Annotated in this window: 5 protein-coding genes and 1 pseudogene; 4 read left to right on the top strand and 2 right to left on the bottom strand. The window is 67.5% G+C overall.

The features are described from left to right. The coding region (locus ABYB95_RS17375) for an NRDE family protein (RefSeq protein ID WP_372659811.1) at positions 1–573 on the bottom strand (573 nt) is incomplete at its 3' end. A 6-nt stretch (positions 574–579) separates the two neighbouring features. After that, a complete protein-coding gene (locus ABYB95_RS17370; RefSeq protein ID WP_372659810.1) occupies positions 580–1,554 on the bottom strand; it encodes a folate-binding protein YgfZ in 975 nt (324 codons plus the stop codon). Between the two features lie 133 nt (positions 1,555–1,687). Between ABYB95_RS17370 and mltG the strand changes: the two genes are divergently transcribed. From mltG to ABYB95_RS17350, 4 genes and pseudogenes are all read left to right on the top strand, one after another. Further along, entirely contained in the window at positions 1,688–2,695 is a 1,008-nt protein-coding gene (gene mltG / locus ABYB95_RS17365) for an endolytic transglycosylase MltG (protein ID WP_372659809.1), read from the top strand. A gap of 19 nt (positions 2,696–2,714) precedes the next feature. Continuing rightward, positions 2,715–3,374, top strand: coding sequence for a dTMP kinase (gene tmk, locus ABYB95_RS17360; protein ID WP_372659808.1), 660 nt, complete (start codon positions 2,715–2,717; stop codon positions 3,372–3,374). After that, positions 3,371–4,426, top strand: a complete 1,056-nt coding sequence (locus ABYB95_RS17355) for a DNA polymerase III subunit delta' (RefSeq protein WP_372659807.1) — start codon at positions 3,371–3,373, stop codon at positions 4,424–4,426. Before tmk ends, ABYB95_RS17355 begins: the two co-directional genes overlap by 4 nt. A gap of 106 nt (positions 4,427–4,532) precedes the next feature. Beyond that, positions 4,533–4,632: pseudogene (locus ABYB95_RS17350) on the top strand (pilus assembly protein PilZ); the annotation flags it as partial.

Genomic DNA, 4,632 nt, shown 5'->3' with positions numbered 1-4,632 from the left:
TGTTTCCAGCTTGTCGGCCTCGGTTGCCAGCGGCGCCACGCGGCTGGCGAGCGCGGATTTGAGCGCCAGGGTTTTGGGCCAGGGGGTGTCGAGCGCGGCATTGGACAAGCCATAGACGCCAGCACCCAATGGCAGGGTGTGCAGGCGCGGCGTGCTTTCGGCGCGGTGCGGGTGTTTGGGGTGCCGGTTCGAGACACAGGCCCAAAAACCTTGGGTGAAATCGCCCACCACCAGGTTGAAGCCGCCGTAATCCTGGGCCAGCAGCGCGCCGCTGAAATCGGCCCAGTCGGCGTCACCCTGCAGCCAGCGTGTGACCAGTTCGCCCCGGCTGCGTGGGGCTTTCGCGGGCTGGGCATCGCGCACATTGGTCAGCATCGCCACCCGGCCGCTGGGCGTGAGGCCCAGCCAGGTACCGCCGTCGCGCAAGTCGCGCCCGGCGATCACCGCCTGCCCATTGGGCAAGGCCCAGCGCGCCAGCGCGGCGCTGGGGCGGTCCCAGGCCTCGTCGCGGTTGGCCGCGATCAGCAGCGGGCAGTGCGGATCCGCGTTGATGGCGAAAGCGATCAGGCACATGCGGTGTCAGATGTCGTCGAGCAAGGGATAGGGCAGGGGCAGCAGGGTCAAGGCTTCACCGGCGGCGAGCAACACGCCTTGCGTGGTCGCGCTCACTTGCAGCGAGGCCACCGCATCCCAGCCGGACACGGGGTGGGGTGCCGCTGACGCTACGGTGCCGCAGGGCTGTTCGGCATCGCTGTCGTGGAAGATTTCTTGTCCCACGCTCAAAGGCTGGCTGCTGTGCAGCAAAAAAGCCCGGCGCTTGAGCGTGCCCCGGAACTGGCTGCGCGCCACCACTTCCTGGCCGGGGTAACAGCCTTTCTTGAAGTTGACGCCGCCCACCGACTCGTAGTTCAGCATCTGCGGCACATAGGCTTCGACCACCGGTTGGGAGATGGCGGCAATGCCGCTGCGCACATCCAGCCAATCCCACAGCGGGGCAGGCAGGTCGGGGCCTTGCGGCTTCGGTGAGGTGCCGTCCTCGGCCACCGGTGCGATCCACAAGGCGCGTGCCACGCCCTCGGACGGGTACAGGCGCACCAGGCTGGCGCCTTGGGGCGTCTCGGCTTTGCTCCAGGGCGGGGTGGGCAGTTGCTCGGCGCCGGGCGCGCTCTGCCCAGCCAGGCCCCAGACCGCAAACGCCGCGCTGGCGTCGCTCATCTTGAGCTTGCTGCGCATCACGAACATGGACAAGCGCTTGAGCGTGGCGGCCAGCACGTCCTGGTGGCACAGCAACAAAATGTCCTCGGGATCGCGCCGGAAGCCAATGAAGCTGGCCTGCATGCGCCCTTTCGCCGAACAAAACGCCGCCAACCGGGCCTCTGACATGCCCAGCAGCGCGAAGTCCTGGGTCAGTTGGCCGTGCAGAAACTTGGCCGCCTCTTCGCCTTTCGCGCGTATCACGCCCCATTGCGGCAGGCGGGTGACACCGTGCAGACCGCTGGCATCAAAGGCTGTGGCGGCGGAGTTGGGCAGATCGGAGGTGGGGGTTTGGGGCATGGCGGGGCGCGGTGTTGGGAGCAGCAGCAAGCGCGCGGGCGCGGCTTGGTGCGGTCGATTATCATCTTTGGCCCGGTTGAGCGCTGCCTTTGGCGCTCGATTTCCCTCTCGGCCCCGTTGACTTCCCACCCCCATGCGTTTTCTCAAACAGCTGCTGGTTTTCACACTGTTGAGCGCAACGCTGGCAGCGGGCTGGGGCGTCTGGTGGCTGAACACGCCCTTGACGCTGCCCGATGCCACCCGCGCAGAAGCGCCGCTCGATGTGACGATCACGCCCGGCAGCAGCGCACGTGCCGTGGCCCGGCAATTGGTCGAGGCCGGTGTAGACACGCCCTCCAGCGTGCTCTACGCGTGGTTCCGGCTGTCTGGCCATGCACGCGAAATCAAGGCCGGTGCCTACGAATTGGCGCTCGGCACCACGCCACGCAGTCTGCTGGACAAGCTGGTGCGCGGTGAGCAGGCCTTGCGCAGCGTTGTTTTTCTGGAAGGCTGGAACATCCGCGAGGTGCTGGCGGCCCTGCGCGCCTCGCCCGATCTGACGCAGGACCTGGAGGGGCTTTCCATGGCCCAGGTGATGGCGCTGGTTGGCCAACCGGGGCGGCACCCGGAAGGGCGGTTTTATCCAGATACCTACCGCGTGGTCAAACATGCCAGCGCATCCAGCGTGCTGCAGTTGGCGGCCCAGACCATGGAGCAGCGCCTGAGCGAGGCCTGGGCGCAACGCAGCGCGACCACACCCTTGAAGAACCCAGAAGAAGCCCTGATCCTGGCCAGCATCATTGAAAAGGAAACCGCCCAGGACAGCGACCGCGCCATGATCGGCGGCGTGTTCAGCAACCGGCTGCGCATCGGCATGCGCTTGCAGACCGACCCGACCGTGATCTACGGTTTGGGCGAAAGCTTTGACGGCAATCTGCGGCGCCGGGACCTGGAGCGCGACTCGGCGTACAACACCTATATCCGTGCCGGCCTGCCACCCACGCCGATCGCGATGCCGGCCATGGCGTCGCTGTTGGCGGCGGTGCGGCCCGCCGAGACCAGGGCCTTGTATTTTGTGGCGCGCGGTGATGGCTTCAGCCAATTCAGCGCCACGCTGGACGAGCACAATGCAGCGGTGCGCCGCTTCATCTTGCGGCGCTGAAGCACAGGGACCCAGCGGCATGGCAGACAAAGGCATCTTCATCAGCTTCGAGGGCATCGACGGGGCGGGAAAATCCACCCACATCGCCGCCCTGGCCGAGGCTTTCCAGACCCAAGGCCGGGTGGTGGCGCTTACCCGGGAGCCCGGCGGCACGCCGCTGGCCGAGAAGCTGCGCACCCTGGTGCTCAACGATGCCATGGACCCGCTGTGCGAGGCCCTGCTGATGTTCGCCGCGCGGCGCGACCATTTGCGTCTGGTGATAGAACCCGCGCTGGCGCGCGGCGAGGTGGTGCTGTGCGACCGCTTCACCGACGCCACCTTTGCCTACCAAGGTCACGGGCGGGGCTTTGACCTGGCCGTGCTCAGCCAGTTGGAGCAATGGGTGCAGGCGCCGACCGATAGTGCCGAGCCACGGCAGCCCGACTTGACGATCTGGTTCGATCTGGCCCCCGCAATCGCCGCCGAGCGGCTGGCCTCGGCGCGCGTACCCGACCGTTTCGAGTCCCAGCCGGTGGATTTTTTCGCCCTGGTTGCCGCCGGGTACGCCCAGCGCATGGCACAACAGCCCACCCGGTTTGCGCGCATCGACGCCGATCAGGCCAAGGCAGCGGTGTGGCCCCGGGTCCGGGCGGCCTGTGAACAACGCGGCTGGCTGCGGCCGTTGGAGGCCTGCTCATGAGCCAGCAGAACACGTCGCAACTCGCGCCCTGGTTGCAAACGCAGCTCAGCGGCCTGCTGTCCCAGCGCGGCCATGCCTTGCTGCTGGCCGGCCCTTCGGGGCTGGGCCAGTACCAGCTGGCTCTGGGGCTGGCGCGCGCCTGGCTGTGCGAACAACCCACGGCGCTGGGCGCCTGCGGCCAGTGCGGCAGTTGCCACGCCATCGAGGTGCGCACCCATGCCGATTTGTGCGTGCTCATGCCCGAGACCTTGAGCCTGGAGTTGGGCTGGCCGCTGGACGAGGGCGCGCAGAAAGACATCGACGACAAAAAACGCAAAGCCAGCCGGTTGATTCGGGTGGAGGCGGCGCGTGGCGCGGTGGGTTTCACCCAGGTCACCCGCTCGCGGGGCCGTACCAAGGTGGTGCTGGTGTACCCGGCCGAACGCATGAACATGGAGTCGGCCAACACCTTGCTCAAGACGCTGGAAGAGCCGGTGGGCGAAGTGCGGTTTGTGCTGGCCACGGAAGCGGCCCACCTGCTGCTGCCCACCATCCGCAGCCGCGCCCAGACCCACGCCATGGTCTGGCCCGAGCAGCAGGAGGCGCTGGACTGGTTGGTGCAGCAGGCCACGGCCCAAGGCACGGCGGCCACCCGCGAACAGGCGCAAGTGTGGTTCCAGGCGGCGGGCGGGCGGCCCGACGATGCGCTGGCTTGGGCTGCGGCCGGTTTGAGCGCCCAGGCCTGGGCGCAACTGCCGCAGGCACTGGCCAAGGGCGACTGGTCCTTGCTGGCGGGCTGGCCAGCGGCCCGGCAACTGGATGCACTGCAAAAGCTCTGCCACGACCTGATGGCCAAAGCCTCGGGCGCTGCGCCGCGCTTCTTTGCCGACCCCAACTTGCCGTCTGCGCCCGAGTGGCCGGTGCTGGTGGCTTGGTCGCGCGAGCTGCTGGGTGCCGCGCGCTCGGTCGAGCACCCCTACAACGCCGGACTGATGCAGGAAGCCTGGGCGGCCCACACGCGCCAGCTGTTTCAGCGCCAGGGGCGGGCGCCGGCAGCGGTCGCCCGGGCTTGAAGACCGATTTTGTGCAAAACAATGTGCACATTTTGTGGTTTGGGTTGCGGGTGGCCACGGCCGCCGCCTTGTTGAATCTGTCTGCTTGCCGCTAAACTCGGCTTTCATGAGCACCTCTCCATCCCCATCGGCTGCCGCTGCACGCCCCAGCGTGATCCAGCTCTCCATCAAGGAGAAGGCCGCGCTGTATGCCGCTTACATTCCTT

Origin of the sequence: Hydrogenophaga sp., assembly GCF_041633695.1 — a bacterium.
Classification (GTDB): Bacteria; Pseudomonadota; Gammaproteobacteria; order Burkholderiales; family Burkholderiaceae_C; genus Hydrogenophaga.
Note: the sequence above shows the minus strand (reverse complement) of the source record. Positions and strands in the feature narration are given on the sequence as shown.